At 69.9% G+C, this 25,222-nt stretch carries 19 protein-coding genes; 9 read left to right on the top strand and 10 right to left on the bottom strand.

What is annotated here, in order from left to right:
* The coding region (locus tag DTA15_RS13975) for a DMT family transporter (protein ID WP_146774345.1) at nucleotides 1–891 on the top strand (891 nt) is incomplete at its 5' end.
* Nucleotides 892–932: 41 nt separating this feature from the next.
* Here the strand turns inward: DTA15_RS13975 and DTA15_RS38565 are convergent.
* Nucleotides 933–1,154 carry a hypothetical protein gene (locus DTA15_RS38565; protein ID WP_006483715.1) on the bottom strand — a complete coding sequence of 74 codons (222 nt, stop codon included), beginning with the start codon at nucleotides 1,152–1,154 and terminating at the stop codon, nucleotides 933–935.
* Between the two features lie 243 nt (nucleotides 1,155–1,397).
* Between DTA15_RS38565 and DTA15_RS13965 the strand changes: the two genes are divergently transcribed.
* Nucleotides 1,398–2,678 (top strand): sensor domain-containing phosphodiesterase, encoded by a 1,281-nt coding sequence (locus DTA15_RS13965; RefSeq protein ID WP_006483719.1) that lies wholly within the window; start codon nucleotides 1,398–1,400, stop codon nucleotides 2,676–2,678.
* 60 nt (nucleotides 2,679–2,738) lie between these two features.
* Here the strand turns inward: DTA15_RS13965 and arfB are convergent, their stop codons facing one another.
* From arfB to recC, 4 genes are read right to left on the bottom strand one after another with little or no spacing between them, the layout of a single operon-like run.
* The gene (gene arfB, locus DTA15_RS13960) at nucleotides 2,739–3,143 is read right to left on the bottom strand and encodes an alternative ribosome rescue aminoacyl-tRNA hydrolase ArfB (protein WP_006483724.1); all 405 of its coding nucleotides are present in this window, start codon (nucleotides 3,141–3,143) and stop codon (nucleotides 2,739–2,741) included.
* On the bottom strand, nucleotides 3,140–5,449 hold the full coding sequence (locus DTA15_RS13955; RefSeq protein WP_006483714.1) for an AAA family ATPase: 2,310 nt from the start codon (nucleotides 5,447–5,449) through the stop codon (nucleotides 3,140–3,142). The genes arfB and DTA15_RS13955 overlap by 4 nt, the downstream gene beginning before the upstream one ends.
* Nucleotides 5,446–9,153, bottom strand: coding sequence for an exodeoxyribonuclease V subunit beta (gene recB / locus DTA15_RS13950; protein ID WP_012492449.1), 3,708 nt, complete (start codon nucleotides 9,151–9,153; stop codon nucleotides 5,446–5,448). Before recB ends, DTA15_RS13955 begins: the two co-directional genes overlap by 4 nt.
* A complete protein-coding gene (recC, locus tag DTA15_RS13945) occupies nucleotides 9,150–12,488 on the bottom strand; it encodes an exodeoxyribonuclease V subunit gamma (protein WP_020979904.1) in 3,339 nt (1,112 codons plus the stop codon). Before recC ends, recB begins: the two co-directional genes overlap by 4 nt.
* Before the next feature lie 181 nt (nucleotides 12,489–12,669).
* Between recC and DTA15_RS13940 the strand changes: the two genes are divergently transcribed.
* On the top strand, nucleotides 12,670–14,961 hold the full coding sequence (locus DTA15_RS13940; protein ID WP_006493074.1) for an FUSC family protein: 2,292 nt from the start codon (nucleotides 12,670–12,672) through the stop codon (nucleotides 14,959–14,961).
* 299 nt (nucleotides 14,962–15,260) lie between these two features.
* Nucleotides 15,261–16,628, top strand: a complete 1,368-nt coding sequence (locus tag DTA15_RS13935; protein ID WP_006497673.1) for an amino acid permease — start codon at nucleotides 15,261–15,263, stop codon at nucleotides 16,626–16,628.
* A 148-nt stretch (nucleotides 16,629–16,776) separates the two neighbouring features.
* Here the strand turns inward: DTA15_RS13935 and DTA15_RS13930 are convergent, their stop codons facing one another.
* Nucleotides 16,777–16,938 (bottom strand): hypothetical protein, encoded by a 162-nt coding sequence (locus tag DTA15_RS13930; RefSeq protein ID WP_006476417.1) that lies wholly within the window; start codon nucleotides 16,936–16,938, stop codon nucleotides 16,777–16,779.
* A 244-nt stretch (nucleotides 16,939–17,182) separates the two neighbouring features.
* On the opposite strand from DTA15_RS13930, the gene DTA15_RS13925 reads away from it, so the two are divergent.
* Genes DTA15_RS13925 through DTA15_RS13915 form a run of 3 tightly spaced genes read left to right on the top strand, consistent with a single transcriptional unit; the run spans nucleotide 17,183 to nucleotide 20,694 of the window.
* Nucleotides 17,183–18,226, top strand: a complete 1,044-nt coding sequence (locus DTA15_RS13925) for a Fe(3+) ABC transporter substrate-binding protein (RefSeq protein WP_006490794.1) — start codon at nucleotides 17,183–17,185, stop codon at nucleotides 18,224–18,226.
* Complete coding sequence (locus DTA15_RS13920; protein WP_012492447.1) at nucleotides 18,216–19,916, top strand: ABC transporter permease; 1,701 nt, start codon at nucleotides 18,216–18,218, stop codon at nucleotides 19,914–19,916. Before DTA15_RS13925 ends, DTA15_RS13920 begins: the two co-directional genes overlap by 11 nt.
* 4 nt (nucleotides 19,917–19,920) lie before the next feature.
* The gene (locus DTA15_RS13915; RefSeq protein WP_006490633.1) at nucleotides 19,921–20,694 is read left to right on the top strand and encodes an ABC transporter ATP-binding protein; all 774 of its coding nucleotides are present in this window, start codon (nucleotides 19,921–19,923) and stop codon (nucleotides 20,692–20,694) included.
* A 30-nt stretch (nucleotides 20,695–20,724) separates the two neighbouring features.
* On the opposite strand, the gene DTA15_RS13910 is transcribed toward DTA15_RS13915, so the two are convergent.
* The 4 genes from DTA15_RS13910 to DTA15_RS13895 all read right to left on the bottom strand — a co-directional run bounded on the left by DTA15_RS13910 (nucleotide 20,725) and on the right by DTA15_RS13895 (nucleotide 23,215).
* Entirely contained in the window at nucleotides 20,725–21,195 is a 471-nt protein-coding gene (locus DTA15_RS13910) for an Lrp/AsnC family transcriptional regulator (protein WP_006484401.1), read from the bottom strand.
* A gap of 246 nt (nucleotides 21,196–21,441) precedes the next feature.
* Nucleotides 21,442–22,083, bottom strand: coding sequence for an NAD(P)-dependent oxidoreductase (locus DTA15_RS13905; RefSeq protein ID WP_006484404.1), 642 nt, complete (start codon nucleotides 22,081–22,083; stop codon nucleotides 21,442–21,444).
* Between the two features lie 157 nt (nucleotides 22,084–22,240).
* Nucleotides 22,241–22,696 (bottom strand): Rrf2 family transcriptional regulator, encoded by a 456-nt coding sequence (locus DTA15_RS13900; protein WP_006484400.1) that lies wholly within the window; start codon nucleotides 22,694–22,696, stop codon nucleotides 22,241–22,243.
* 90 nt (nucleotides 22,697–22,786) lie between these two features.
* Nucleotides 22,787–23,215, bottom strand: a complete 429-nt coding sequence (locus tag DTA15_RS13895) for a BCAL1086 family glycoprotein (RefSeq protein WP_006484403.1) — start codon at nucleotides 23,213–23,215, stop codon at nucleotides 22,787–22,789.
* 189 nt (nucleotides 23,216–23,404) lie between these two features.
* On the opposite strand from DTA15_RS13895, the gene DTA15_RS13890 reads away from it, so the two are divergent.
* Both DTA15_RS13890 and DTA15_RS13885 read left to right on the top strand, forming a co-directional pair.
* Nucleotides 23,405–23,740: a hypothetical protein gene (locus DTA15_RS13890; protein WP_006493329.1), complete on the top strand. Its 336-nt coding sequence runs from the start codon at nucleotides 23,405–23,407 to the stop codon at nucleotides 23,738–23,740.
* A 253-nt stretch (nucleotides 23,741–23,993) separates the two neighbouring features.
* Nucleotides 23,994–25,187 carry an ammonium transporter gene (locus DTA15_RS13885; RefSeq protein ID WP_006483862.1) on the top strand — a complete coding sequence of 398 codons (1,194 nt, stop codon included), beginning with the start codon at nucleotides 23,994–23,996 and terminating at the stop codon, nucleotides 25,185–25,187.
* Nucleotides 25,188–25,222 lie beyond the last annotated feature (35 nt).

Genomic DNA, 25,222 nt, shown 5'->3' with positions numbered 1-25,222 from the left:
GCCGCCCTGTGGGGCGCCTCCTTCCTGTTCATCCGGATCGGCGTGGTCGATTTCGGCGTCGCGCCGCTGATGGCACTGCGCGTGGGTATCGGCGCGCTGTTTCTCGCGGGCTTCGCGCTGACGCGCTTCAAACCGGCCGATCTCGGCGCCCGGTTGCGCCGCCATGCGTGGCCGCTGTTTGTCGTCGGCGCGCTGAATTCCGGCATCCCGTTCTGCCTGTTTGCGTTCGCCGAACTGACGCTGTCGGCTGGCGTCACGTCGGTGATCAACGCGACCACGCCGCTGTGGGGCGCGCTCGTCGCCTACCTGTGGCTGAAGGACAAGCTGTCTCTGCCGCGCGCGCTCGGTCTCGTCATCGGGTTTGCGGGCGTGCTCACGCTCGTGTGGAACCAGATCGCGAATGCGCACGGCGACACGGGCGCCGGCGCGACCGCGCTCGCCGCCGCGGCCGCCCTCGGCGCGACGCTGCTGTACGGCATCGCGGCCAACTATACGAAACGCAAGCTCAGCGGCGTCGATCCGCTCGTCAACGCGGCCGGCAGCATGATCGGCTCGACCATCCTGCTGCTGCCGTTCGCGATCGCGACGTGGCCGGCCGCGCCGGTCGGCGTGCACGCATGGAGCGCGGTGCTCGCCCTCGGCGTCGCATGCACGGGCATCGCATATTTCATCTTCTTCTACCTGATCGCGCATATCGGGCCGGCCCGCGCGATTACCGTGACGTTCGTGATCCCCGTGTTCGGGCTGCTGTGGGGGGCGCTGTTCCTCGGCGAACACGTGTCGGCCGTGATGATCGAAGGCTGTGCGATCGTGCTCGTCGGCACCGCGCTCGCAACCGGCGTGATCAAGCGGATCCCCGGCGTGCGCCCGCGCGGCGGCGAAGCGGCCTGACGATCGGCGCGCCGGGCGCACGAACTGCCGCCGGCCGCCCGTCACGCGGTAATGCCGGCGGCGAAGCGACGCGGGTGTGCCAACGGGCTGCGAATCGCATCGTGACGCGCGGGCATTCGCCCCATTCGTCTGACGGCGGCGGCCACCGCCGGGATTTCCCGCATCAGCCTGCGCGTCGCGCCGCGGCGACGCACGGTCATGCCGAGGCCCTGTCGCGAGATTGTCATCTGCCGCTGCGGCGCGCTTCGTTTCGCGACGGTCATGCACCGCGCGCATGCACGCGGCGCCCCTCGCTGCACCGCCGGGCACGGGCCGGAATCGCGGTGTACCGTTTGCGTCTGGAGTTACCCTGATACGCGCGCCGCGGCAATCCCGTTACACTCGGAAAACTGATCCGCAGAAGGCGGTCTCGATGCCCCACGTTCTTTTGCGTCCGCCTGCGCATGCGGCTGCATCGGCGTGGCGATGCGCCGCCGCCCCGCCGTCCGCTCCCGGGCACCGTTGACATGAAGTCCACCCGCGACCTGTCGCTCGACGCCCTGCTCGAACGCCTCACGCCGACACCCCAGGGCTGGCTCGCCACCTATCGCACCACGACCTTGCGCAGCGTGTTCCAGCCCGTGCTGTCGATCACGCACAAGCGCGTCGTCGGCTACGAGGCGCTGCTGCGCGTCGTCGACGGGAACGGCACGCTGGTGTCGCCCACCGCGCTGTTCGACAAGACGCGCGGCGACGCCGACGCGCTGCTGCTCGACCGGCTCGCGCGCTGCCTGCACACGGCCAACTTCGTCGCGCAAGGCATCGGCGACGGCTGGCTGTTCCTGAACGTGACGCCGCGCGTGCTCGATACGGGCCTCGTGCAGCGCGAGTTCGTCGAAGCGCTATGCCGGCATTTCGCGCTGCCGCCGAATCGCATCGTGCTGGAAGTGGTCGAGCAGCCGGCGCGCGACGAAGCCGCGCTCGCCCGCACGATCGACATGATCCAGCATCGCGATTTCCTGATCGCGATCGACGACTTCGGCACCGGCTTCTCGAACTTCGACCGCGTGTGGCGCGCACGGCCCGACATCGTGAAGCTCGACCGCTCGCTGGTCGAGCGTTCGACCGGCTCGGCCGACGATCGCCGCATCATGCATCACCTCGTGTCGATGCTGCACCAGGCCGGCGCGATGGTGCTGGCCGAAGGCGTCGAAAGCGACGACGCACTGCAGGCGCTGATGGAAGCCGACATCGATTTCGTGCAGGGTTTCCAGTTCGGCCAGCCCGATGCGTCGATCGCGCACGCGAGCGCGGCGGCGCCCGCGATGCTCGACGCCGCGTGGCGACGCTTCATCGCGCGCCGGCACACGCCGGCGGTCGCCGAACAGCCCGGCTTCGACGCGATCGAACGGCTGGTGCTCGGCGGCGCAGCCGCGTTTTCGGCAAGCGGCAACCTGCACGACGCCGCGCAACGCGTGTTCGCGGTGCCGGCCGCGCGCCGCGTGTTCGTCACGGACGAGACCGGCGAACAGTTCCTGCCGTCGATCGGCGCCCCGCTCGACGACAGCCAGGCGAGCGTCACCCGTCTCGCGCCGCTGTTCCCGGAAACCCACAGCAACTGGTCGCGGCGCCCGTATTTCCAGCGTGCGATCGCCGCGCCGGGACGCGTCGCGCTGATGGGCCCGCACTTCTCGCTGACGGAAGGCCGCGACTGCTATACGGCCGCCGTCGCGATCCGCGCGCAGAGCCGGCTCGTCGTGTTCTGCGTCGATTTCGTGCTCGACAGCGCGGGAACCGTGATGCGCTAGCCGGCGCACTTAGCGCGCGCGTCGCAGGTTCGCCGGCGACTGGCACTGGCCCCTCGCTCGTCAGTCGATCACCTTCCCGCGTCCCGACTTCACCACGCTGCGGCGTGACTTGTGCTCGAGCCGCCGCTCCTTCGACGCGCGCGTCGGCCGCGTGGCGACCCGGGCGCGCGGCGTGTACGCGACGCTGCCGATCAGCGTATCGAGCCGGGCCAGCGCGGCCTCGCGGTTTTTCTCCTGGGTCCGGTATTCCTGCGACTTGATCACGACGATGCCATCGCGGGTGATGCGCTGGTCCGACAGCGCGAGCAACCGCTCCTTGAGGACCGGCGGCAGCGACGACGCGCGAATGTCGAAGCGCAGGTGAATCGCGCTCGATACCTTGTTCACGTTCTGGCCGCCCGCGCCCTGCGCGCGCACGGCCGTCCATTCGACCTCGGCCGGATCGAGCGTGTAGCGGATCATCATCGCGAAGCCTCCGTGCGGCGCCGGGCGAGCGCCTCGTCGACGCGGGCCGCGAGCCCCGAATCGCGCTGCGTGCGCGTCGCGACCGCCTGCGCCAGCACGCGCCGCGGCCCGATTACCTGCACGCGCGTGCGGGCGCGCGTGACGGCCGTATAGACCAGCTCGCGCGTGAGCACCCGGCCGAACGACGCGGGCAACACGAGCGCCGCTTCGTCGAATTCCGAGCCCTGCGACTTGTGCACCGTCAGCGCGAACGCCGTTTCGTGCGGCGGCAGCGCGGCCGGCGACACCGCGCGCGCGGTGCCGTCCGCGCGCCGGAACCACACGCGCAGCACACCGTGTGCGTCGGGCAATGCAATGCCGATGTCGCCGTTGAACAGCCCGAGCGCATAGTCGTTGCGCGTGACCATGATCGGCCGCCCGGTGAACCAGTGCGCACCGACCGCGAGCGGCACGCGCGCCGCATGCCTGACGTGCGCGGCCACCAGCGCATTGACGTGCTCCGCGCCGCGTGAACCGCTGCGGGTCGCGCACAGGATCCGGAACCGGTTGAGCGCGTCGAACAGCGGCAACGGATCGGGCACCGGTGCGGCCAGCGCGTCGCGCAATGCGTCGAGGTATGCGCCGAAGCGCCGGGCGAGCCGCTCGACCGTCGACGACGCCAGCGTGTCGCCCGCATCGTCGTGAAACGATGCGGCCGCCGAATCGTCGGCGGGCAGCGCATCGAGCGCCGCCTGCACGTCGCCGCGGCGGATCGCGAGCGACAGCCGTCCGATCGGCGAATCGAGCCCGAAGCGGTAATTGCGTTCGAGCCACACGACGCAGTCGGCGAGCGGCGCCGCAGCGGGCGCGATGGCGGACGCGGCAGCCGCGGCGGCTTCGCCTGCCGACGGCGATGCAGCAGTCACCGATGCGAGCGCCGCGTCGCCCGCATCGAACGGCGGCAGCTCGACGGCGTCGAGCCACGCGAGTTCGTCGGCCTCGATCCAGGCGGGCGTATCGTCCGATGCGCTGGCATCGAGGAGCGTTGCCGACTCGGTGGGTGGCGGCGGCGCGATGTCGGTCGACGACACTTCATCGTCCTGCGGTTCGTCGTCGAACAGCGATGCCTGCCGCGTATCGACTTTCGACCGAGACGCCGATCTGCGCGAAACAGGAACGGATGCCGATGGCGGCGCCGGTGCCCGTGCGGCAGCGGGCACCGGATTCGCAACGGGAACCGCTGCCGGCGCCGCTTCGTCCGGCACCGGCAACGCGGCGACGAACGCCGCCTCGTCGACGCCCAGCGCCTGCGCGATGCGCGTGCGCGCCGTGGCGGTGAACGCCGGCCGCGCGCTCAGCTCCGCGAATACGGCGCCGGCCTCGACCGCGGCCAGTTGATCCTTGTCGCCCAGCAATACGAGCCGCGCACCCGGCGCGAGCGCGTCGAGCAGATGTGCGGCGAGCGCGACGTCGATCATCGACGCCTCGTCGACGACGATCAGGTCGTACGGCAACGGATTGTCGCGATGATGCCGGAAGCCGGCCGCCCCGCCGCCGCCCAGCAACCGATGCAGCGTGTACGACGTGTCGGGCAGGCGCGCCGCGAGCTCGGGCGGCAGATCGCCGGCACGCGCGTGCAGCGCCTCCTGCATCCGCTGCGCGGCCTTGCCGGTCGGTGCGGCCAGCGCGATGCGCAGCCCCGGATGCGCGTCGAGCAGACAGGCGAGCACGCCGACGACGGTCGTCGTCTTGCCCGTGCCCGGCCCGCCGCTGACGATCGTCACGCGGCCGGTCAGCGCGACGATCGCCGCGACGCGCTGCCAGTCGACTTCGCCGGTAGCCGGCCCGAAGTAACGGGCGAGACTGTCGCGCAACCGGTCGGGCGACAGGCCTTCGTCCGGCGCGGCGACGCCCGCCTGCGCGACGAGCGCATCGGCGAGCCGCCGTTCGTAATCGAAATAGCGCGACAGGTACAGATGATCGTGCCGGTCGACGATCAGCGGCCGTTCGTCGCCGCGTGCCAGCGTGCCGAACGCGACCACGCCGCTCGCGGCAAGCGCCGCGCGGACCTCGTCGAGCGGCGCTTCGTAACGCTGCGCGAGCGCAGCAAGCGCGACGCACACGTGGCCACCGGCGGTCGCGCGGCTCGTCGCGAACGCGGCGCGCGCCGCCCAGCGTGCCGATGCGGACGGCGCACCGGCACGCCGCGCGAGATCGCCGATGCGGCGCGCGAAGCCTTCCGCGAGCGCGATGCCGAAATCGGCCGGCTCGGGCAACCGCGCGACGAGGCCGCCGGTAAATTCGAGCATGTCGTCGGATGCGGTCATGCGCGGCCCCCTTCCATCATCCGGTCGAGTGCGTCGACCAGCGCGCGGGCGGGCCGCCGTGCATGCACGCCCGCCGGTTCGCCGCCGCTGCGCCAGCCGGGCCGCACGCCGCGCACGAACAGGTACAGGTAACCCGCGATGTGCGTGTCGTAGTCGTAATCGGGCAGCCGGCCGCGCAGGTAGCGATGCAGCGCGACCGTATAGAGCAGCGCCTGCAGGTGATACGCGTGATCGGCCATCGCAATGTCGAGCGCGCGCGGGCCATAGGCGTCCGGCGTCGTGCCGAGGTGGTTCGACTTCCAGTCGACGATCCAGAAACGGCCGTCGTGTTCGACGATCATGTCGATGAAACCCTTGATGAAACCGGCGAGCGTGCCCGCCTCCAGTGCAACGTCCGGATAGCCGTGCGCGACCAGCAGCCGGCGCAGCGCCATCAGGTCGAGCGACGGCGCCGGAAACAGGAAACCCATTTCGTCGAGCCGCTTCGCCGGATCGAGATCGACGAGCCGCATGCCCGGCACCAGCTCGGTGTGCACGACGTCGTCGACGAGCCGCGCCATCATCGCCGGCAGGCGCGCGGCAAGCGCCGGCTCGGCCTCGACCGGCCGGTCGTGCAGCGCGCCGAGCGCGGCCTTGTGCCACGACTCGGGCTCCGTGAACCGGCTGAGCTCGAACAGGCGGTGCAGGCATTCGCCGGCCGCCGCGCCGCGCGGGAACACGAGGATGTCGTCATCCGGCGGCTCGGCCGCGACCGTATCGGCCAATATCAGTTCGCCGTCCGGCGTCACCGCGGCCAGCGCATCGTGATCGGGCCGCAGTTCGTCGTCGGGCACGGCCGCGACGCCCGCCTCCTCGCGCGCCATCGATGCGGTCAACGAACTGAAGCTCGCCATCCGCCATGCATCGCGCAGCACGCGCGTCGCATGACGCGCGGCGAGCGTCTGCGATGCGTCGTGCCCGGCCGCGACACGCTCGCGGCGCGCCGGCACGGGCAGCGGCGCGACGCACACGGGGCCGCCGGCGAGCGCGCGCCATGCCGCCTCGAGCGCGGCTTCGTCGGGCGGCTCGTCGAGCCACGCGTCGAACGCATGGCCGGCACCGGCGACGAGCCAGTTGAGCACGCTGCGCCGCGCTTCGCGCGTCGAGCGCGACGACAGGTACGGCCCGGCGACGACATAGCAGCGATACACGGCGCGCGTGAGCGCGACGTAGACGAGCCGTGCGCGTTCCGCGGCCTGCTCGCGCAATGCCTGCCGCGCCGCGTGCGCGGCCGCTTCGTCATCGCACCCGTAATGCAGCACCGCATCGCCCGCCTCGTCGTGATACTCGCGCGCATCGGGCAACGCGGACGACGGCGGCTCACGCAGCGCACCGTCGTTCAGGAACGGACAGAACACGATCGCGTACTCGAGCCCCTTCGACTTGTGCACCGTGACGATCTGCACGAGATTGCGATCGGATTCGAGCCGCAATTGCGCTTCCTCGCCGCCGCCGTCGAGCCGTTGCGCGGCGAGCCAGCGCAGCGTCGGTGCGATGCCGGGCTGCGCGGACGCACGCGCCTGCGTCAACTCGGCCAGATGGTTGATGTCGGTCACGCGGCGCTCGCCGTCCGCGCCGGCCATCAGCCGTTCGGCGATCCGCAGCTCGCGCGTGAACGTGCGCCACATCACCGCGAAGCCGCGTTCGCGCCACAGCAACCGATACCGCGAGAAGCGCTCGACCCAGCTCATCGCATCGGCACTGTCGGCCGCCGACGCGCCGGGTGGCGCGCCGCCGTCGCCCTGCTCCATGCGCCACAGCGCACCGGCATCGAGGCCGAACCAGTCGGAGGCGAGCGCCGCGCGCAAACGCCGCAGGTCGCCCGGCGCATCGATCGCCGCCAGCACGCGTTCGAGCTGCTCGGCGTCGCCGGTCGAGAACACCGACGCCTGCGCGAGCTCGACGCTGCCGATGCCCCACGTCGCCAGCACGCGCTTCACGAGGCTACCCTGCCGGTGCGTCTGCACGAGCACTGCGATATCGCCCGGCGACAACGGCGTGTCGCCCAACCGCACGCGCCCTTCGCGTGCGCCGCGCATCAGCCGCGCGATCTCGGCCGCGCAAGCCTGCGCGGCCTGCGCCTGCGCTTCGCGCTTGAGCAGCGTGCCTTCGCCGCCCGGCAGCGCCCACACCCGGAAATCGCCGGCCGGGCCCGGATCGGTTTCGTCGACGAACGGCGCGCGCACGCGCGTGCCGGCGCGCACCGCGTAGTAGTCGAGCCCGTCGAGCACGAACGCGCGCGGATTCGACAGGAAGAAGCGGTTGCACGCATCGACGATCGCAGGCGTCGAGCGCTGGTTGACCGCGAGCGTGTAGCACGCGCTCGCCCGTGCGCGCGCGGCGAGATAGGTGTGCAGATCGGCCGCGCGGAAACTGTAGATCGCCTGCTTCGGATCGCCGACGAGGAACAGCGGGCCGCCCGGCGCGAAGATCCGGTCGAAGATCGCGAACTGCAACGGATCGGTATCCTGGAACTCGTCGATCAGCGCGGCCGGATAGCGCGCGCGCAGCGTCTCGGCAAGCCACGGATGCGCGTGCAGCGCGTGATACAGGTTCGCGAGCAGATCGTCGAACGACACGACGCGTCGCGTGCGCTTGCGCTCGGCCAGCTCGGCCGGCGCCATGTCGAGCCATTCGGCGATCAGCGCGAGCCAGCGGGCGCGCTGCGCGGCCTCGGCTGCGGCCACGGCCGCTTCGAGCGCGTCGGCCACGTCGAAGAACGCGTGCGCGGGCGTCGTGCCGCCTTTCTTGGTCGCCTTCGTCAGCGCGGTTTGCGTGAGCTTCAGCGCGGCCTTCGGCAGCGCGGCCGTCGCGTCGCCCTGCTCGAAATGCACCGTCCACGCGGCGAGCGCGTCAGCGACCGCGTCCGGCTTGTGCGAGCGTTGATTCAGCACGGGCTGCGCGGCGCGCAGCAACGCATCGATCGCGTCACGCTCGGCCGCCCACATCCGCGCGGCCTCCGCGAAGCATTCGGCTGCGGCCGCTTCCGCCGCTTCGTCCGGCTCGGCCACGCCGTCCCAGCGCAGCGCGGCGAGCGGCTTCTTCAGCCGGCGTGCGAGCTGCGCATCGAGCGCGGCCGGGCCGGCCCCCGATTCGACGAGCCAGGTCGCGAAGCCCGGCCAGCGCGCGGCCGCCGGTTCGACACGCGTGCGCCAGAAATCCGCCGCGAGCTCGAAGCGCAGCGACGCATCGTCGGCCTCCATGTCGAACGCGAACGGCATCGCCGCCGCGAACGGCGCTTCCTGCAGCGCGCGCTGGCAGAACGCGTGGATCGTATGGATCGCGGCTTGGTCGAACGCCCGCAACGCGCGCCGGATTCGCTTCACGGCCGTCTCGGGATCGAGCGCGCCGCCGTCGCCGAGCGTGGTCTCGAGCAGGCGCGCGATGAACGGATCGCCGCCGTCGTCGCCCGTATCGAGCGCATGCGCGAGCTGCGCGAGCCGGCCGCGAATCCGCTCGTGCAGTTCGGCCGTCGCCGCTTTCGTGAAGGTCACGACAAGGATTTCGTCCGCGCCGAGATCCTTTTCGAGCAGCAGGCGCACATACAGCGCGCAGATGTTCCAGGTCTTGCCGGTGCCGGCCGACGCCTCGATCTGATTGACGCCGTCGAGCGGACACGCGAACACGTCGAGTTCGAGCGCCTGCGGCTGCGACACGGCGCTCATGCGACCTCCTTCAGATGCTCGACGAGCGGCTCGAACACGAGCCGCGCGAGCGTGCCGAACGGTTCGTCGAGCGACGGATGCGCGCCACGCCACGCGATCGCGATGGCCGGATCGTCGGCTTCGCTCACGACCCGCTCGTTGATCCACACGCTCGCGGCCTTCGCCTCGCCGTCGGACACCCGCGCCCATGCACTGCGCGGGAAAAACCGCAGCGGCATGCGCCGCCCCGCGCGAAACAGCGCGGCAAGCGGCGCGAGCCGCTCGAGCGGCGCCGCGACGGGCGTCAGCTCGAACGCACCGCCGCTGCCGAACCACAGCGTGCGGCGCGGGCCGCCCGGCTCGATCGCACAGTAGACGAGATGCGCGAGCCACGCGGACAGGTAGTCGCGCGCACTCGGCCGCGCATAGCGATAGATGACCTGCCCGGCCGCCGTCAGCCGGTTCAGCGTGCCGTGTAGTTCGAGCGGCGCACTCACCGCGTCGGCCGCCAGCATCGCGTCGTCGGCGCCGAACAGCGCCTGTTCGGCGTCGGGCCACTTCGGCACGACGGTGAGCGAGAACGGCCGCCGCTCGATGCCGTCGGCCAGCGCACGACGCACGTTCGACGCAAGCTGCGTCATCGAACCGAGCGCCTGGTCGCGCCACACCGCGCCCGTCGCGCCGCCGGGCAGTTCGGGGCTCGCGTCCGCGATGCGCAGCGCGTGATCGTACACGCCGCCGTCGCCCGCTTCGATCAGGAGCGGCAGCACACGTTCGGCCAGCGCGTCGCTGCCGGCAAAATCCAGCGCGAACGGCTCGGTATCGAGCAGTTCGGCCTGCGCGTCGGCCAGCATGATGCCGAGCCGGCCGCGCAGCAATGCGCGTGCCGGATGCCGCCAGAAACGTTCGAATTCGCTGAACGCAACGGGCTCGACCGGTTCGGCCGGCAGCGGCTGCGCGAAGAACGGCTGCTCGCGCGGCCCATCGCGCGATGCTTCGGCGGCCAGCAGCGACGCGAGCGTGGCCCGCTCGGCGTCGTACGAAACGAGTTCGCTGCCCGGCTCGAAATACGCGGCCGCGAACGGTTGCAGCGGATGCTCGACGATGAACGCGCGCCGCGCGGCTTCGACCGCATCCGGTGCGGCGTCGGGCCCGGCCGTGACGAGCGCCAGATGATCGAGCAGCTCGTCGACGAGCGCCGCGGGCGGCAACGGCGCGTTGTCGCGGATGCTGCGGCCCGTATAGGCGATCAGCAACCGGTCGCGGGCAGCCAGCAGCAGGTCGAGGAACAGATTGCGCTCGTCGTCGCGGCGCTGCCGGTCGCCCAGCTTCGGCAGCACGGCCATCAGGTCGAATTCGTCCGCGCGCGCTAGACTCGGCAGCACGCCGTCGTCCATCCCGAGCAGGCAGACGACGCGATACGGCAGCCCGCGCAAGCTCGTCAGCGACGAGAACGTGACGCCGCCCCACGGCACCCCGCCGCGGGCCGGATCGTCGAGCGCCGCGGCGAGCCCCGCGCGGACGACGGCCGCCGGCAACGCCTCGTCGGGCGCGCCCTCCGTCATCGCGGCCAGCATCGCATCGAGCGCGTCGCGCACGCCGGCCAGCGCGTCGGCATACGCGGCGCCCGAATCGAAGAAGCGCGCGAGCGTGTCGGCGAACAGTTCGCTCCAGCCGCGCGGCGTGTGCGACTCCTCGAGCCGCCGCGCGAAGCCGTCGAGATCGTCGGTGAACCGTGCAAGCCGGCCGAGCAGTTCCGCCTCGCTGCCCGTGGCCGCCTCGATCGGCAACCACGCACCGATCGGCGCCGCGCCTTCGGGCATCGCATAGCCGAGAAAGAGCCGCGCGAGCGCATCGGAGAACGTATGGCGCGGCGCGGGCACGGCCGCGTCGTCGCTCGCGCGCGGCGACAGCCCGCGCCGCGCGCCGGCGGCCGCGAGCCAGGTCTGCACCGTTTCGAGCGCGGCCGCGTCGATGTCGTAGCGCGCGGCCACCGCATCCACGCGCAGCCATTCGACCAGCTCCGGCGCGCCGACCTGCCGCTCCGGCAATGCGAGCCAGTCGAGCAGCACGCGCGCGACCGGGTTCGCCTGCGACGGCGGCAAGCCGGTGATCCGGTAAGGCACCCGCGCGCCGCCGGTGCCGGCCGTGCCGAACACCGCGTCGATCAGCGGCCCGGCCGCGGCCAGATCGGCCACCGCGACGAGCACGTCGGACGGCTGCAGGCTCGCATCGGCGTCGAACCACGCGAGCAGCCGGTCGTGCAGCACCTCGAGCTGGCGCGCGAGGCTGTGGCACACATGCACCTCGATCCCGCGCTCGACCGGCGTGTCGCCGGTTTCGGCCTCCGGCTGCAATTCGAGGATCGCGTTCTGCACGCGCGCGAGCCAGGTGGGCGCGGGATTCTCGACGAACCGCGACGCATCGCCCGACGCCGCGCTTTCAGTCAGCTCGTGCAGCATGTGCAATTGCGCCTGTGTCTGCCTGCCCCATTCGGCGAGCAGCGGATGACCGACTTCCTGATAGTCGAGCCGCCCGGCCGCATCGAGCGCCTCGGCATGCGCGGCGGTCACGATGTCGAACCAGAATTCGCGGCACGGGTTCAGCGCATAGACGCGCACGTCGATCCAGCGCGACAGTTCGCGCAACAGCGCGACGTGCAGCGGCGGCATCGTCGGCAGCGCGAACACGCTGACCGATTCGGGCCAGTCGGCGCGCGCAACCGTATCGGCATCGAGATGGCGCGCTTCGACGAGGAAGCGGTGCGCCGGCGGCGTGCCGCTGTCGCTCAGCTCGGCGAGCAGCGCGCGCCACAGCGCGGCCTGCCAGCGCTCGTCGTCGCGCGCGGCATCGCTGATCCCGCGCGGCGCGCCGTCGCCCGCGAGCACCGACTCGCCGGCCTGCCACGCGGCCAGCCATTCGGGGCGATAGGTCAGGTAGTGATCGAGCACGGCCGCGACACGATGGGCCAGCTCGTAGCGCATCGCGTCGTCGGACGCCGACAGATAGGCGGCGAGCCGCGGCGATGCGAGCCACGGCGCACCGTCGGCCGCCTGCGCGAACAGCCGGTAGCAGCGCCACACCAGCCGGTCGGGCGCGAACGGCGAGCGCGCGGGCACCGTCAGCACGCGGCCGATCTGCGCCCACAGCCACTGCGCGAGATAGGTGAACTCGACGTTCGCGCACACGCCATTGCGCGCGGCGATGTCGAGCTCGAGGCGGCGACGCAGCGCCGCGCTCGGCACGATGACCTGTTGCGGCGCCCACGGGCCGTTGCGGGCCGGGAACGCGGCCAGATCCTCGAGCAGCGCGTCGGCCAGCGTTTCGTGACGGTTCGAATAGAAGAGATGGAGCATGAGGCGGGCGTCGGAACCTCGCACCGACGGGGCCGGGCGAACACAATGACCAAGGATAGCAAAGGGCTGCAGCCGCGACCATCGTCCGGAAAGCCAGCTTTTGCGAGCCGCGAAATACGATAGACTCGTCGCCAGTCAATACGCCGCCCCCGGGCGTCTTCGTCTGCCATTCAGCCCATCGATGCGCTATTCGGTCGAAATCAGAAAGTTTTTCTACAGCCAGTACTTTTTCGGCGGCCTGCGGATCGCGGTCGGCGTGTCGCTGCCGGCCGTGTTGTGCCTGATCGTGTTTCACAACCGGGAGCTCGGCTTCACGATCTCGACGGGCGCGCTCGGCGCATGCGTCGTCGACATGCCGGGCCCGCTGAAGTACAAACACAACGAAATGCTCGCGTGCAGCGTGATCGGCTTCCTGGCCGCGCTCGCCACCGGCCTCGCGACACCGAATATCTTCGCGCTGTGGCTCACGATCGTGCCGCTTACGTTCGTGCTGTCGCTGATCGTCGTCTACGGCAACCGCTGGCCGCAGATCAGCTTCGCGACGCTGTTCATGATGGTGATGACGCTCGAGGAGAAGTTCACGCCGCTGCAGGCGTTCGTCAACGCCGGCTGGATTCTCGCGGGCGGCCTCTGGTACACGTACTGGGCCACGCTCGTGTCGCAATGGCAGGCGCGCCGGATCGAGCAGCAGGCGCTGGCCGAAAGCCTGTTCGCGTGCGCCGACTACCTGCTCGCCCGCGCGCAGTTCTACGATCTCGACGCCGATCTCGACGAGTGCTACCGCAATCTCGTCGCCCGGCAGATCACCGCGGTCGAAACGCAGGAAACCGCGCGCGACATCGTGCTGCGCAACCTGCCGAAGCTGCGGCGCGGCAAGCTCGATCCCGGCCGCACGACGATGTACAACCTGTTCATCAACAGCGTCGACCTGCACGAGCTGTTCGTCGGCGCGCACACCGATTACCCGCTGGTGCGCAACACGTTCGGCGGCACGGACCTGATCATTTTCTACCGCGACCTGATCCGCAAGGCCGCCGCCGATCTCGAGGAAATCGGCCTCGCGGTGCTCGAAAACCGCGCGCCCCATTCGCGCATCAGCGTGAAGGCCGAGCTGCGCGCGATCGAGTACGAGATCGAGCTGATGCGCAAGAAGAACTTCGCGGCCACCAACGCGGAAGCGTATGCGGCCGTGCTTGCGACGTTCCGGCGCATCTGGAGCGCGACGCGCCTGATCGACCGGATGCGCCGCAACCTGTCGGGCCACGCCGATCCACAGCAGACCGAACTGAAGATCGACAAGGCGCTCACGCGCTTCCTGCAGCGCCGCCGCATGTCGCCGCTGCTGATTTTCTCGAACCTGAACATGCGTTCGCCGAGCTTTCGCCATGCGCTGCGCGTGACGATCGCCGTGGCGGTCGGCTTCTGGATCGGCCGGCTGCTGCCGCTCACGAACGCCTACTGGATCGTGATGACCACCATCATCATCCTGAAGCCCGGCTACTCGCTGACCAAGCAGCGCAACGCGCAGCGGATCATCGGCACGCTGATCGGCTGCGCGGCGAGCATCGCGCTGATCTACACGGTGAAGGAACCGCACCTGCTGATCGCGATCATGTTCGGATCGATGGTGATGAGTTACAGCCTGCTGCTGTTCAACTACGCGGCGAGCGTCGTGTTCACGTCGTCGTACGTGCTGCTGATGTTCCACCTGCTCGCGCCGGGCAGCATGCGGATCATCGGCGAGCGCGCGATCGACACGGTGGTCGGCTGCATGATCGCGATCGCCGCGAGCCGGCTGTTCCCGTACTGGGAATACCGGCTGATGGGCAAGCTCGTCACCGACATGCTGACGTCCACGCGCAAGTATTTCGAGGCCGTGTGGCGCGCGGGGCGCGGCATGTCGCCGCCGCCGGTGCCGGCCGCCGACGGCGCGGCCGTCGTCGCGGGCGTGGCCGCCGCGGTCGAGGCGCCCGTGACCAGCCTCGACGACGACTACCGCTACCGCCTCGCCCGCAAGGACGTGCACATCGCGTTCGCGAACCTCGGGCAGGCATTCCAGCGGATGATGATCGAGCCGAAGGCGCACCAGCGCTTCGTGCCCGAACTGAACGACCTGCTCGTGCAGACGCACGTGCTCGGCGCGCAGATCACGGCCGCCGCGCCGCTGATCCGCAGCGCATGCGCGGCCGATGGCGGCCTGGTGCACGACGACGCATTGCAGCGCGGTCTCGCCGCCGTGCTCGACAATCTCGAGAAGGCGGAAGCCGGCGAGCCGCCGCCGGCCGATCAGCTCGAAGCGTCGAAGCAAATCACGCGCGATCTCGATGCGATGGTCGTGTCCGCGGAGCAATCCGACGCGGTCGGCGCGGAGCTCACGCACGACCTGAAGGTGCTCGCGCACCAGTGCAAGCAGATGCTCGCGTCGTCGCTGCTGATCCGCAAGGATGCGAGCGTGATCCGCCTGCCCGCCTGACCCCGCATCCCCGCGCCGCCAGGCCGACCCGCGCGCCGCGGATCGGCCACCGGCGCACTCCGGTTCAACGATTCCCCGAAGCATGCCCCACCCGCCCCACCCACTCCACGCGGCCCGCGCATCCGGCGCGCGAGCGCCCCACGCCCCATTCCATTCGCCGCGCCAGTCAGGGAATACCCGATTCCGGTCACCGGGTCCGGCTTGTTATCATTCGTTCACATTCAAGTTGTATAGACAACTTGAGCCAATCGGGCCAGCCCTGCTCGCCCGGTTCGTCGCATAACGATATCGGAGACTCGATGAAAAACTTGCAGCGCCATCTCAGCGCGCGGCACATCCGCTTTCTCGCGCTGGGCTCGGCGATCGGCACGGGCCTGTTCTACGGTTCGGCGTCCGCGATCCAGCTCGCGGGCCCGGCCGTGATCCTCGCGTACGTCCTCGGCGGCGCGGCCGTCTACATGGTGATGCGCGCGCTCGGCGAAATGGCCGTGCGCGAGCCCGTCGCGGGTTCGTTCGGCCACTACGCGACCGAGAACCTCGGCCCGTTCGCGGGCTTCGTCACGGGCTGGACCTATACGCTCGAAATGGTGATCGTCGCGATCGCCGACATCACCGCGTTCGGCATCTACATGGGCTTCTGGTTTCCGGATGTCCCGCAATGGATCTGGGTGCTCGGCGTCGTCGCGATCATCTGCGGGCTGAACCTGTGCCACGTGAAGGTGTTCGGCGAGCTCGAATTCTGGCTGTCGATCATCAAGGTCGGCGCGATCGTCGCGATGATCGGCGGCGGCGTCGCGATCCTGCTCACCGGCATGCACTTCGGCCATTCGGCCGACATGCCGACGTTCGCGAACCTGTGGAATCACGGCGGCTTCTTGCCGAACGGCGTCGGCGGGCTGATCGCGTCGCTGTCGGTCGTGATCTTCGCGTACGGCGGCATCGAGGTGATCGGGATGAGCGCCGGCGAGGCGAAGGACCCGGAACGCGTGATTCCGCGCGCGATCAACGCGGTGCCCGCCCGCATCCTGCTGTTCTACGTGCTGACGATGGTCGTGCTGATGTCGATCAGCCCGTGGACCGGCGTCGGCAGCGACGGCAGCCCGTTCGTCCAGATCTTCTCGGCGCTCGGCGTGAAGTCGGCCGCGACGATCCTGAACCTCGTCGTGATCAGCGCGGCGATCTCGGCGATCAACAGCGACATCTTCGGCGCGGGCCGGATGATGTTCGGGATGGCGCGGCAGGGTCAGGCGCCGCGCGTGCTGATGACGACGTCGCGCCACGGCGTGCCGTGGGTCACGGTGCTCGTGATGGCCGGCGCGCTGCTGGTGGGCGTGCTGCTCAACTACCTGATGCCGAAGGACGTGTTCCTGGTGGTCGCCGCGATCGCGACGTTCGCGACCGTGTGGGTCTGGCTGATGATCCTGCTGTCGCAGGTGGCGATGCGTCGCCGTCTGTCGAGCGCCGAAGTCGCCGCGCTGAAGTTCAAGGTGCCGCTGTGGCCGGTCGCGCCGGCGCTGACGATCGCATTCATGGGCTTCGTGATCGTGATGCTCGGCTGGTTCGACGATACGCGCGTGGCGCTGTATGTCGGCGCGGCGTGGCTCGCGCTGCTCGCGGCCGTGTTCTACGCACGGATCCGCCCGAAATTCGCCGCTGCGTCACGTTGACGCACGGCTGACCTGCGAGTGCGGCGCGCCGGTTCCGGCGCGCTTTCTACTGTCCCGGTTCCGCGCGGCGCCCGTCGCGCGAGAACCGCGGATCGACCCCGTTCGCCTCCCCCGCACGCGCGGCCCGACCGGCCCGCGCCCCGGCACGTCAGTGCGATGCGGCGCTCGCGGCCTCGGCCGGATGGGCCTCGTCGTACGCGTGCTTCTGCGAAATCGCGTTGTATAGGATCGTCCCGATCACGAGCAGCACGGCCACGACGATCAGGATGCTCACGTTGCGGACTGGGTTCTTCTTGCGCTGATCGTTCATGGTCGGTGCGGCTCCGTCAAATTCGTCGAAGCGGGCATTCTACGCGCTTGCGCCCGCGCTGCGCCGCCCGGTGTTCCGATCGCCCGTCCCTGTCCTCCCCGCCGCTTTCCGCAAGCTTTCGTTTGTTAATCGTTCCCATTTCGATCTAGAATCCTGAGTCTTTCATTTTGTAATGTTCCGGATCGCTCGGGCGGCAGGCGCGCCCCGGAACGCTCCCTCGTCCACCTGCCCCACCGGAGTCTTCATGTCGAATCCGCGCACCCGCCTGCTGCCGCTCGCCGGCGCCCTCGCCCTGGCTGCAGCCGCCTTCGCACCGCTTGCCCAGGCGGCCGAGGAAGTGAGCCTGTACACCACCCGCGAGCCGAAGCTGATCCAGCCGCTCATCGACGCGTTCACGAAGCAGAGCGGCGTCAAGGTCAACACGGTGTTCGTGAAGGACGGCCTGCTCGAACGCGTGAAGGCGGAAGGCGCGCAGTCGCCGGCCGACGTGCTGATGACGGTCGACGTCGGCAACCTGCTCGACCTCGTCGACGGCGGCGTCACGCAGCCGGTGCGCTCGAAGGCACTCGACGACGCGATTCCCGCGAACCTGCGCGCCACGAACGGCGACTGGTACGCGCTGTCGCTGCGCGACCGCGTGCTGTACGTCGAAAAAGACCTGAAGGTCGATGCGTTCCGTTACGAGGATCTCGCCGATCCGAAATGGAAGGGCAAGGTCTGCATCCGCTCGGGCCAGCATCCGTACAACACCGCGCTCGTCGCGGCGATGATCGCGCACGACGGCGAGGCCGCAACCGAGACATGGCTGCGCGGCGTGAAGGCGAACCTGGCGCGCAAGGCGACCGGCGGCGACCGCGACGTCGCGCGCGACATCCTCGGCGGAATCTGCGACGTCGGCCTCGCGAACGCTTACTACGTCGGCCACATGAAGCACGCGGAACCGGGCAGCGATGCGCGCAAATGGGGCGACGCGATCAAGGTCGTGCGCCCGACCTTCGCGAACGCGAAGAGCGGCGGCACGCACGTGAACATCAGCGGCGCGACGGTGGCGAAGCATGCGCCGCACAAGGCCAACGCGGTGAAACTGCTCGAATACCTGGTGTCGCCGGAAGCGCAGGCGCTGTATGCGCAGGCGAACTACGAATACCCGGTGCGCGCGAACGTGAAGCTCGACCCGGTGATCGCGAGCTTCGGCACGCTGAAGGTCGATCCGCTGCCGCTGGCGGATATCGCGAAGCATCGCAAGCAGGCAAGCCAGCTCGTCGACAAGGTCGGCTTTGACAACTGACGCCTCGCCCGCCGACGCCTGCCGCGAGCCGCGCGGCCCGCGTCAGTGGCCGCGTCTGCGGCCGCGCGCGGGCAGCCTGTGGCTGCTCGCGGCGCTGACGATCGCCGCGGCGGTCGCGGCGCCGCTCGCGGTGCTCGTGGCCGCCGCGTTCGACGCCGATCTCGCACACTGGCGGCATCTCGCCAAATTCGTGCTGCCGCACGCGCTCGTCAATACGCTGCTGCTGCTCGCCGGCGTCGGCGCGATCGTGTCGATCGTCGGTACGGGCTGCGCATGGCTCGTCACCGCCTACGATTTTCCCGGCCGCCGGATCCTGACCTGGGCGCTGCTGCTGCCGCTCGCGGTCCCCACCTACATCGTCGCGTTCGCGTATCTCGACCTGCTGCATCCGATCGGCCCCGTGCAGGGCGCGATCCGCTGGCTGCTCGGCTTCGACAGCCCGCGCCAGTTCCGCCTGCCCGATTTGCGCTCGCTGCCCGGCGCGATCTTCGTGCTCGGCTTCGTGCTGTATCCCTATGTCTATCTGAGCACGCGCGCGATGTTCGTCACGCAGTCCGCGAGCCTGCTCGAAGCCGCGCGCACGCTCGGCGCGGGCCGCCTCGCGACGTTCTGGCGCGTCGTCGTGCCGCTGGCCCGCCCGGCGATCGCGGTCGGCGTGAGCCTCGCGCTGCTCGAAACGCTGAACGATATCGGCGCGTCGGAATTTCTCGGCGTGCAGACGCTGACCGTGTCCGTCTATACGACGTGGATCACGCGCTCCGATCTCGCCGGCGCCGCGCAGATCGCGCTCGCGATGCTCGCGATCGTCGTCGGCACGATCGCGCTCGAACGCTACGGGCGCCGCCGCCAGCGCTATGCGCACGGCCGGCGCATGCGGCCGATCGCGCCGCGCCGCCTGACCGGCGCGGCCGCGCTGGGCGCCGCCGTGCTCGGCTGGCTGCCCGTCCTGCTCGGCTTCGGCGCACCGGCCGCGTACCTCGCGGTCGAAACGGCCAAGCGGCTGCACCTCGTCGGCGGCGTCTCCGCGCAACTGATGACCGGGCTCGCGAACACGCTGACGATCGCGACCGCCGCCACCGCCACGACGCTCGCGTGCGGGCTCGTCGTCGCGTGGGCCGCCCGCGCACAACGCGACAGCGCCCGTACGGGCCCTGCCCGCCTGTGCGCGCGGATCGCGAGCCTCGGCTACGCGGTGCCGGGCACCGTGCTCGCGATCGGCCTGCTGATTCCGTTCGCGGCGGCCGACCGGCTGTTCGGCGCGGCGCTCGGCCGCGACGGGCTGCTGCTGATGGGCTCGGCCACCGCGCTCGTGATCGCCTATACCGTGCGTTTCCTCGCGATCCCGGCCGGCGGCATCGAGGCCGGCCTCGCGCGCATTCCGCCGTCGCTCGAACAGGCCGCGCGCTCGCTCGGCGAGACGGCCGGCGGCACGCTGCGCCGCGTTCACCTGCCGCTGTTGCGGCCCGCGCTCACGACGAGCGCGCTGCTGGTGTTCGTCGACGCGATGAAGGAATTGCCGGCGACGCTGCTGCTGCGCCCGTTGAATTTCGACACGCTCGCGACCTGGCTGTATGCGGAAGCCGCGCGCGGCACCTATGAAGAAGGCGCGGTCGCCGCGCTCGCGATCGTGCTGGCCGGGCTCGTGCCCGTGATCCTGCTCGCCCGCACCCGCCACAAGATCGGAGCCTGACACCGTGAACCTGCTCGAACTCGACGACCTCTGCATCGCCTACGACACGCCGCACGGCCGCCGCACCGTGGTCGACGGCCTGAGCCTCGCGCTGCCGCGCGGCGACATCGGCTGCCTGCTCGGCGCGTCAGGCTGCGGCAAGACCACCGTCCTGCGCGCGATCGCCGGCTTCGAACCGGTGCGCATGGGACGCATCGTGCTGGACGGCACGCCCGTCGCGGCGCCGTCGCTCGACGTGCCGCCCGAGCGCCGGCGCATCGGCATGATGTTCCAGGATTACGCGCTGTTTCCGCACCTGAGCGCGGCCGACAACGTCGCGTTCGGCCTGCGGCGCCTGCCGAAGGCCGAACGGCGCCTGCGCGTCGCGGAGATGCTCGAACTCGTCGGCCTCGCCGATTCCGGCGATGCGTATCCGCACGAACTGTCGGGCGGCCAGCAGCAGCGCGTCGCCCTCGCGCGCGCACTCGCGCCGTCGCCGGAATTGCTGCTGCTCGACGAGCCGTTCTCGAATCTCGACGTCGATACGCGCGAGCGGCTCGCATTCGAGCTGCGCGACATCCTGAAGCACACGGGCCACACCGCGATCCTGGTCACGCACAATCAGGCGGAAGCGTTCGCGATCGCCGACCGGATCGGCGTGATGAAGGACGGGCAGCTCGCGCAATGGGATACGCCGTATGCGCTGCACCATCATCCGGCCAGCCCGTTCGTCGCGGATTTCGTGCGCCGCGACGCGCTGGCCGACGAACGCGCACGCGCGCTGGCGCGCGGCCGCTGAAGCCGCGCGGCCGGCGCGGCGGGGTGCCCGTCAGGCGGGCTCGGCCAGATCGCGCACGGGCAGCGCGGTCGAATACTTGATCTGCTCCATCGCGAACGACGAGCTGACGTCGAACAGCGGCACCGTGCGAATCAGTTGCTTGTAGACGCGGTCGTAGTCGTCGATGCCGGCCACCACGACGCGCAGCAGGTAATCGGTCTCGCCGCTCATCCGGTAGACCTCGACCACTTCCGGCATGTCGCGCACCGCCTGCGTGAAACGCTGCGCCCATTCCTCGGTGTGCTGGTTCGTGCGGATCGCGACGAACACGGTCGTGCCGACCCCGAGCTTGCGCGGATCGCACAGCGCGACCTGCGCGCGAATCGCGCCGGTTTCCTTCAGCCGCTGCACGCGCTTCCAGCATGGCGTCTGCGACAGGTTCACGCGCTGTGCCAGTTCCGCGATCGGCAGTGTGGCATCCGCCTGCAGCAGCTCCAGCAGCTTGCGATCGATGGCGTCCATTTCTCCATTCCCTCGTCGATAGAAATTTATTCTATTCATCCTGCCCAACGGGGAACAATATGAAAACTGCCGCGGCGCGTCGACCGGTGTAAATACCGATCCGGCACGCAGACGATTCGTCCGCCGCGCCAAACGAAACAGGCGACGCCACCGCCGGAGTGGCATCGCCCGAAATTGACTGCGCGTCGCGGCTCGCACGTCGCGCCGGGCCGGCCGGCGCTCACCGGCCGCCGGCCGTCATGCCGCTCAATACGCGACCGTCGCGATCTCGCGCACGAAGCTGTCCTGCTCGAGTGCGTCGACGAACGCGACCGCGTAGTCTTCCACCGAGATCTTGCTGTTGCCCTGCGCGTCGACGATCAGCTTGCCGACGCCCGTGCGGAACGTGCCGGTGCGCTCGCCCGGCGCGATCAACGCGGCCGGCGCGAAGAAGGTCCAGTCGAGATCGGCGACCGTCTTCAGGTAGTCGAGCGCATCGCGGTGCGCGAGCGCCTGCGCCTTGTACGCCTCCGGGAATCCTTCGGTGTCGACGAGCTGCTTGCCCGGCGCGACTTCGAGCGAACCTGCGCCGCCCACCACGACGAGCCGCTTCAGGCCGGCCTGGCGCGTGCCGGCGACCAGCGCCTTCGCGGCCGCGACGACCTGCGCCGCATCTTCCTGCTTCGGGCCGTACGCGCTGGCGACGACGTCATGGCCCGGCAGCGCGGCCGCGATGCTGGCCGCGTCGAACAGGTCGGCCGCCTTCGCGGTGATGCCTTCGACGGATGCGCGCGGATGGCGCGACAGCGCCGTGACGCGGTGGCCGCGCCGCACGGCTTCCGCCGCGATGCGCGTGCCGATCATGCCGGTGGCGCCGAACAGTGCGATATTCAATGAACGTTGCGTCATATCGATTCTCCAGAAATGAAAATGTGTAACATACTCAATTACATATAAGACCGAAAAAAACGGGGCAAAGCCCCCGTCGTGCCGATCGCCGCGCGTACGCGCCGTCCGGCTTCCCGCCCTGCCTGCCGCCGGATACCCGCGTGGCACCCGGCGCCGGTCACCCGCCGGCGCGCGCCGCCCGTTGCGTGCGCTGCTCCAGATCCAGCATGTCGGCCGTCACGTCGGCCAGCGTGCGCGTGGCGAGCGACGCCTCCATCGCGCGCTGCGCGTCGCCGATATAGCCGGTCAGCGCGCTCTGAATGTGCCGCCCGACGAGACATGCCGGATTCGGCGCCTCGCGATGCAGCGCGAACAGTTGCGCATCGTCGACCGCGCGATACACGTCGAGCAGCGTGATCTCGCCGGGCTCGCGCGCCAGCAGCGCGCCGCCGCCCGCGCCGAGCTGCGACGTGGTCAGGCCTGCGGCCGCCAGCATCGACAGCAGCCGGCGAATCAGCGCCGGATTCGTATTCACGCTGCCCGCGATGATGTCGGACGACAACGGTACGCCTTCCTGCATCGACAGCAAGGCAAGCACGTGAACGGCAAACGCGAACCGGCTGCTGGTATTCATTCCTGACTCACTCGGCGACGCCGGCCCGACCCGCAACCGGCGAAATGTGTAACCATAATAATTACATTTTGCGGATCGTGCAAGCCCGCGTCATTCACCGCTCGCGGGTTTGGCCCCCGCGGCGCTCTGCTGGCTCCACTGCTGGAGTTTCTTGCCGGCTTCGGCGATCTTCGCGCCCGCTTCGGAAGCCGCATGCGCGACGACCGCGGACGCCGCCGCGTCGATCTGCGCCTGCGCGGCCGACGCGAGGCCGCTCGCGGACAACGGCGGCACGGCCGACGCCGCGGACGCGATACCGGCCTTCGCCGCGTTGATCTGCTGGTTGACGGTGCTCGCCACCTGGTCGAGCGCCTTTGCCGCATTGTTCGCGGCGTCGGCGGCCGCGCTCGCGGCCGTATCGGGTTGCGCGACCGGCGTACCGGACTTCTCGCAGCCCGCGAGCAACAGCAGCGCACCGGCGGCCACGGCCGCCAGCACGGACCCGGGCACGCGACGCGCCCGCGATGTCTTCATGTTCATCAGCAATCTCCGGCCGCGCGTTGCACGACCTCGTGGTTGGACCGGTGTCGATGATACCGCCTGTGGAACAGGCCCAATCACGACCCGGCATTAAAAATGCCTTTCAATTTCGGATTCGTCTGATTCAATCGCACGCGCCATGCCTCTAAAGTGGGCACGCTTCGTACGTGTCCCCCACTTTTCCTCGTTATGGCTTTCCTCGTCGACTGGCTCATCGTCCTGGCCGCGCTGCTCGCCGCCACCCTGTTCCTGTGCCTGCGTGCGCCGTCGGCGCGCCGCCTCGCCGAATCGGGGCGTCCGCGCCGCATCGCATGCGCGCGTCTGCTCACGCAGGCCGTGATCGGCTTCTGGACGGCCGCGCTGATCGTCGCGCAAGGCATCCTCGGCGCCGACGGCGACGGCCAGTCGCTCGCGGGCTTCGCGGCGCTCGCGTTCGCCGCGCTCGGGCTGGCGACCGTCGCCGCCTACTGGTCGGCGTGCGCGCTGCGGCTGCGCCGGCCGCCCGCGCTGTTCGCGCGCCACTGACGCGCCAGATCGGTGCGTGACCGCGCACGCCGCGCACCGCTTCGTTCGTCGTACGCACCAGTTCAGCACGCGCCGCACCACGTGCGTGCAGCCGGCACCGCCGTCGCTCGCCCTCGATCACGCCCCGATCCCGTGCGCGATTCACCGGAATGCCGCATCGCGCGGCAACCGGGCACCAATTTCACGCAGTCGTTCACCAGGTTGGCTCGATACTTGCATTCCTTGCCCGTTTTTTGCGCAAGGAAGTAACGGCATGGATGGTCTGAAATCCGGCGTCGACACCCTGTTCCTGTTGATCGGCGCCGTCATGGTGCTCGCGATGCATGCGGGCTTCGCATTTCTCGAACTCGGCACGGTCCGCAAGAAGAACCAGGTCAACGCGCTCGTGAAGATCCTGGTCGACTTCTCGGTGTCGACACTCGCGTATTTCTTCATCGGCTACACGATCGCGTACGGCGTCGAATTCTTCGACGACATCGGCACGCTGTCGCAGCACAACGGCTACGCGCTCGTGCGCTTCTTCTTCCTGCTGACGTTCGCCGCGGCGATCCCGGCGATCGTGTCCGGCGGCATCGCGGAGCGCGCGAAGTTCAACCCGCAGCTCGTCGCGACGCTGATCATCGTCGGCTTCATCTATCCGTTCTTCGAAGGGATCGCGTGGAACGAGCGCTTCGGCGTGCAAGCCTGGCTCACGCACGCGTTCGGCGCGCCGTTCCACGACTTCGCGGGCTCGGTCGTCGTGCATGCGTTCGGCGGCTGGGTCGCGCTGCCGGCCGTGTTGCTGCTCGGCGCGCGCCACGGCCGCTACGCGAAGGACGGCCGGATCGCCGCGCACCCGCCGTCGAACATCCCGTTCCTCGCGCTCGGCGCCTGGGTGCTTGCGGTCGGCTGGTTCGGCTTCAACGTGATGAGCGCGCAGACGCTCGACAAGATCAGCGGCCTCGTCGCGGTGAACTCGCTGATGGCGATGGTCGGCGGCACGCTCGCGGCATGGATGGCCGGCCGCAACGACCCGGGCTTCACGTACAACGGGCCGCTCGCTGGCCTCGTCGCGGTATGCGCGGGCTCCGACGTGATGCACCCGATCGGCGCGCTCGTCACGGGCGCCGCAGCCGGTGCGCTGTTCGTCGCGATGTTCACCTGCGTGCAGAACCGCTGGCGCATCGACGACGTGCTCGGCGTCTGGCCGCTGCACGGGATGTGCGGCGCGCTCGGCGGCATCGCGGCCGGCGTGTTCGGGCAGCCGGCGCTCGGCGGCCTCGGCGGCGTGTCGTTCCTGTCGCAGCTCGTCGGCACGCTCGGCGGCATCGCACTCGCGAGCGCGGGCGGCACGCTCGTCTACGGCGCGCTGAAGGCGACCGTCGGCCTGCGTCTCGACCGCGAAGCCGAATTCGACGGCGCCGACCTGTCGATCCACCGCATCTCGGCCACGCCCGAGCGCGATTGACCCGCTGAACGCCCCCGGACGCGTCATTACGTTTT

It is taken from the genome of Burkholderia cenocepacia (assembly GCF_900446215.1).
Classification (GTDB): domain Bacteria; phylum Pseudomonadota; class Gammaproteobacteria; order Burkholderiales; family Burkholderiaceae; genus Burkholderia; species Burkholderia cenocepacia.
The sequence above is the reverse complement of the archived record's forward strand: the minus strand, read 5'-3'. Positions and strand labels throughout refer to the sequence as shown.

Coding starts and splice junctions, on each gene's coding strand:
- DTA15_RS38565 (WP_006483715.1), bottom strand. CDS start 1,154: ATGACCGTCGCGAAACGAAGCGCGCCGCAGCGGCAGATGACAATCTCG.
- DTA15_RS13965 (WP_006483719.1), top strand. CDS start 1,398: ATGAAGTCCACCCGCGACCTGTCGCTCGACGCCCTGCTCGAACGCCTC.
- arfB (WP_006483724.1), bottom strand. CDS start 3,143: ATGATGATCCGCTACACGCTCGATCCGGCCGAGGTCGAATGGACGGCC.
- DTA15_RS13955 (WP_006483714.1), bottom strand. CDS start 5,449: ATGACCGCATCCGACGACATGCTCGAATTTACCGGCGGCCTCGTCGCG.
- recB (WP_012492449.1), bottom strand. CDS start 9,153: ATGAGCGCCGTGTCGCAGCCGCAGGCGCTCGAACTCGACGTGTTCGCG.
- recC (WP_020979904.1), bottom strand. CDS start 12,488: ATGCTCCATCTCTTCTATTCGAACCGTCACGAAACGCTGGCCGACGCG.
- DTA15_RS13940 (WP_006493074.1), top strand. CDS start 12,670: ATGCGCTATTCGGTCGAAATCAGAAAGTTTTTCTACAGCCAGTACTTT.
- DTA15_RS13935 (WP_006497673.1), top strand. CDS start 15,261: ATGAAAAACTTGCAGCGCCATCTCAGCGCGCGGCACATCCGCTTTCTC.
- DTA15_RS13930 (WP_006476417.1), bottom strand. CDS start 16,938: ATGAACGATCAGCGCAAGAAGAACCCAGTCCGCAACGTGAGCATCCTG.
- DTA15_RS13925 (WP_006490794.1), top strand. CDS start 17,183: ATGTCGAATCCGCGCACCCGCCTGCTGCCGCTCGCCGGCGCCCTCGCC.
- DTA15_RS13910 (WP_006484401.1), bottom strand. CDS start 21,195: ATGGACGCCATCGATCGCAAGCTGCTGGAGCTGCTGCAGGCGGATGCC.
- DTA15_RS13905 (WP_006484404.1), bottom strand. CDS start 22,083: ATGACGCAACGTTCATTGAATATCGCACTGTTCGGCGCCACCGGCATG.
- DTA15_RS13900 (WP_006484400.1), bottom strand. CDS start 22,696: ATGAATACCAGCAGCCGGTTCGCGTTTGCCGTTCACGTGCTTGCCTTG.
- DTA15_RS13895 (WP_006484403.1), bottom strand. CDS start 23,215: ATGAACATGAAGACATCGCGGGCGCGTCGCGTGCCCGGGTCCGTGCTG.
- DTA15_RS13890 (WP_006493329.1), top strand. CDS start 23,405: ATGGCTTTCCTCGTCGACTGGCTCATCGTCCTGGCCGCGCTGCTCGCC.
- DTA15_RS13885 (WP_006483862.1), top strand. CDS start 23,994: ATGGATGGTCTGAAATCCGGCGTCGACACCCTGTTCCTGTTGATCGGC.